Source organism: Mesobacterium pallidum, from assembly GCF_019966535.1.
Lineage (GTDB): Bacteria > Pseudomonadota > Alphaproteobacteria > Rhodobacterales > Rhodobacteraceae > Mesobacterium > Mesobacterium pallidum.
Window position 1 is genome coordinate 1 of the sequence record NZ_JAIMID010000049.1, and the last position, 2824, is coordinate 2824.

Below are 2824 nucleotides of genomic sequence, written 5' to 3' on the forward strand. Positions count from 1 at the left end.
GTAACCGGCCGGTTGCTACCGCGGTGATTTGGCCTTGATGCGGGCGACGAGATCTGTGTCATCGACGAAGTCGTCGAGGAAGGCGTGCCAGGTTTCGGTCGTGCTGCGCGCGTTCCTTAACATGTCCTTGAGTTCATCGATGCCATCATCGGTCAAGGCGGTGATGGTGTCTTCGGGACTGGTATAGACGCTGACGATCGAACCATAGCTCAGGTTGTCTTCGTTATAGACGATGGCCTCGAGAAGCTCTGGGTCTTGGCCGAGCATCTTTGCGACATAGTCGATGGTGCAGACATGGGTGACGGTCGCCATCAGGCAGCCTCGGCCTGAGCGGTAGCCACTGGCGCCCAGTTCCACGGCAAGAGTTCGTCGAGCCGGTTGATCTTGTGGTCGTGGATGCGGTCGAGCACGTCGGCGAGATAGGCCTGCGGATCGAGGCCGTTCAGCTTTGCGGTCTCGATGATCGTCATGGCGCGGGCGAGCGTTTCGCCGCCGGTGTCGGCACCCGCGAAGAGCCAGTTCTTTCGGCCGATGCCGATCGGCCGCAGGGCACGTTCCGCCGGATTGTTGTCGATGGCCACGCGACCGTCGGTGAGGAAGAGGCTGAACGAGGCGCGGCGGGCCAGCCCATAGCGGAATGCGCGGGCCAGATCCCCCTTGCCGGGGATCCGCGTGAGCTGGCTTTCGGACCAGTCGAAGAAGGCCTCGACCTTCGGCGCGCTGTGCGTCTGCCGCGCGGCAAGGCGGATCTCGGCGGGCTGCCCGTTGATTTCGCGCTCGATGTCGTAGAGCGCGCCGATGCGGTCGAGCGCCTCGCGCGCGATGGCGGATTTCGTCTTGCCCCACTCATCGTGGAAGTCACGCCGCAAATGCGCCCAGCAGGACGCTTCCTTCAGACGGGGTGTGCCATTGGGGGCGGGTTCATAAAGCTTGGCGTAGCCTTTGTAGCCGTCGGCCTGAAGGATGCCGCGGGTCTGTGCCAGATGCCCCTGGACATGCTCTTGCTTCCAGTCTGGGGCGAAGCGGTAGACCGCGCCAGGTGGCGCTGTCCCTGCCCAAGGTCGCGGATCGCGGACATAGGCCCAGATCCGCCCCTGCTTCACCCCCTTGCCGAGGCCGCGGTCCTTTTGGGACCGGTCCAGCACCCGGATAGGGGTGTCATCGGCGTGGAGAAGATCGCTGGCCATCACATCGGCCTCGATCCGTTCGACGAGAGGCATCAGCGCCTTCATCGCGCGCCCGCACCAGTCGACCAGCGTGCTGTCTGGAATGTCGGCCCCCATCCGGGTGAAGATCTCGTTCAGGCGATACAAGGGAAGATGGTCATCGAACTTGGACACGAGGATCCAGGCCAGGAGCGCGGCGCTCGCCATGCTGCCGGGGATCGGACGGCTGGGCGCGGGCGTCTGAACCATCTTTTCGCAGCGTCGGCAGGACTTCTTCAGCCGCGCGATCTGCAGGACCTTCAGCTGCGCCGCGACCAGGTCGAGCATCTCGCTCATGTCCTCGCCCACAAGACGCAGATCCCCACCGCAATCCGGGCAGCAGCTGCCGGGGTCGAACTCGCGCCGCTCCCGCGGGGTGGCCTCGGAGACACGTGGACGGCGGCGCGGCTTGCGCTCGGCCTTTTCGCCAGCAGTCTCATTGGACGCGGTGTCGGCCTCGTCTTCGTCCGTCGGGGTGGTGGCGCTTTCGGCGCTGGCGATGAGCAGATCCTCGAGCGCCAGTTCCAGCTGTTCGATCTCGCGCTCGATCTTCTCCGAGGACTTGCCGAAGGCCTGCTTCTTGAGCTTCGCGATCCGCAGCCGCAACGTCTGGACCAGCTGGTCATGCGCCCGGATCGTCGCCGCCATCTTGGCGTTCTCCGCCTGCAAGGCGGCAATCATCGCCTTCAGAACGGCGGGATCTTCGGGAAGGATGGGCGTGTCGCTCGACATGTCATCACCTACCACGCCCGATCAGGAAGCGCCATAAAAACAAGGTGTTTCAGGCAGATAATTCACCCAACCCGGGCCGGTGGCGCACCCCAATCCGGCCGCCGCCAATCAATCCCTTCCCACAGCATCGCCAGTTGCGCCGAGGTCAGTCGCACTGCCCCCGAGCTGGTGTTCGGCCAAGGAAAGCGCCCGCGCTCGAGGACCTTGTAGTAAAGGCAGAACCCCTGGCCGTCCCAGTAGAGCAGTTTCAATCTGTCACCCTTGCGGCCCCGGAAGGCGAAGACCGCGCCGCCGGTCGGCTTCTGGCGCAGCACGTCTTGCGCGAGCGCAGCCAGCCCACCGATCCCCTTGCGCATGTCCGTCGGCCCGCAGGCCAGATACACCCGCACCCCGGTTCCCGGCCCGATCATGCGGCATCCACCGCGCGAACCAAACGGGACAGCGCCGCATCGTCGATGTTGCTCTCGAACCGGAGCACACGGCCCTTCGCGAGGCGCAGCTCAACCCAGACCACGGGAGCGGTGGCCGCGGGTCGATCCTCCACCACGGTCAGTTCCATCGCGGGCACCATGCCGGCGGGCAGGAACAGCGCGCCTGAATCAGGAGACCACAACCCCTTCCGCTTCAGTTCGTGACGCCAGGCGTAGATCTGCTGCCGCGTCACATCGTGCCGTTGCGCCACCTGAGTCACCGTTGCGCCGTCGATCCCCACCGCGCTCACGATCGACAGCTTTACCTCGTCGTCCCAACGCCGACGGCGCTCAACACCCAGAACCTCGCCCCGCATCGCCCCTCCGCACATAAGAGACGTCGTTTGCGACGTCGCTATGCACGTGTCTTAGGGCCTCACAGCGAAATCCGGCAGGCGGTAGCAACCGGGTGGTTAC

Annotated in this window: 4 protein-coding genes; all 4 read right to left on the minus strand. The window is 64.9% G+C overall.

Features of this window, described 5'->3' with window-relative positions:
• Positions 1-15 precede the first annotated feature (15 nt).
• Positions 16-312: a hypothetical protein gene (locus tag MF270_RS27990; protein ID WP_238368852.1), complete on the minus strand. Its 297-nt coding sequence runs from the start codon at positions 310-312 to the stop codon at positions 16-18.
• A complete protein-coding gene (gene tnpC / locus MF270_RS27995; protein WP_238368853.1) occupies positions 312-1937 on the minus strand; it encodes an IS66 family transposase in 1626 nt (541 codons plus the stop codon). Before tnpC ends, MF270_RS27990 begins: the two co-directional genes overlap by 1 nt.
• 62 nt (positions 1938-1999) lie before the next feature.
• The gene (gene tnpB / locus MF270_RS28000) at positions 2000-2347 is read right to left on the minus strand and encodes an IS66 family insertion sequence element accessory protein TnpB (RefSeq protein ID WP_238368854.1); all 348 of its coding nucleotides are present in this window, start codon (positions 2345-2347) and stop codon (positions 2000-2002) included.
• Positions 2344-2724, minus strand: coding sequence for an IS66-like element accessory protein TnpA (gene tnpA, locus MF270_RS28005; protein WP_238368855.1), 381 nt, complete (start codon positions 2722-2724; stop codon positions 2344-2346). Before tnpA ends, tnpB begins: the two co-directional genes overlap by 4 nt.
• Positions 2725-2824: the final 100 nt, after the last annotated feature.

Coding starts and splice junctions, on each gene's coding strand:
- MF270_RS27990 (WP_238368852.1), bottom strand. CDS start 312: ATGGCGACCGTCACCCATGTCTGCACCATCGACTATGTCGCAAAGATG.
- tnpC (WP_238368853.1), bottom strand. CDS start 1,937: ATGTCGAGCGACACGCCCATCCTTCCCGAAGATCCCGCCGTTCTGAAG.
- tnpB (WP_238368854.1), bottom strand. CDS start 2,347: ATGATCGGGCCGGGAACCGGGGTGCGGGTGTATCTGGCCTGCGGGCCG.
- tnpA (WP_238368855.1), bottom strand. CDS start 2,724: ATGCGGGGCGAGGTTCTGGGTGTTGAGCGCCGTCGGCGTTGGGACGAC.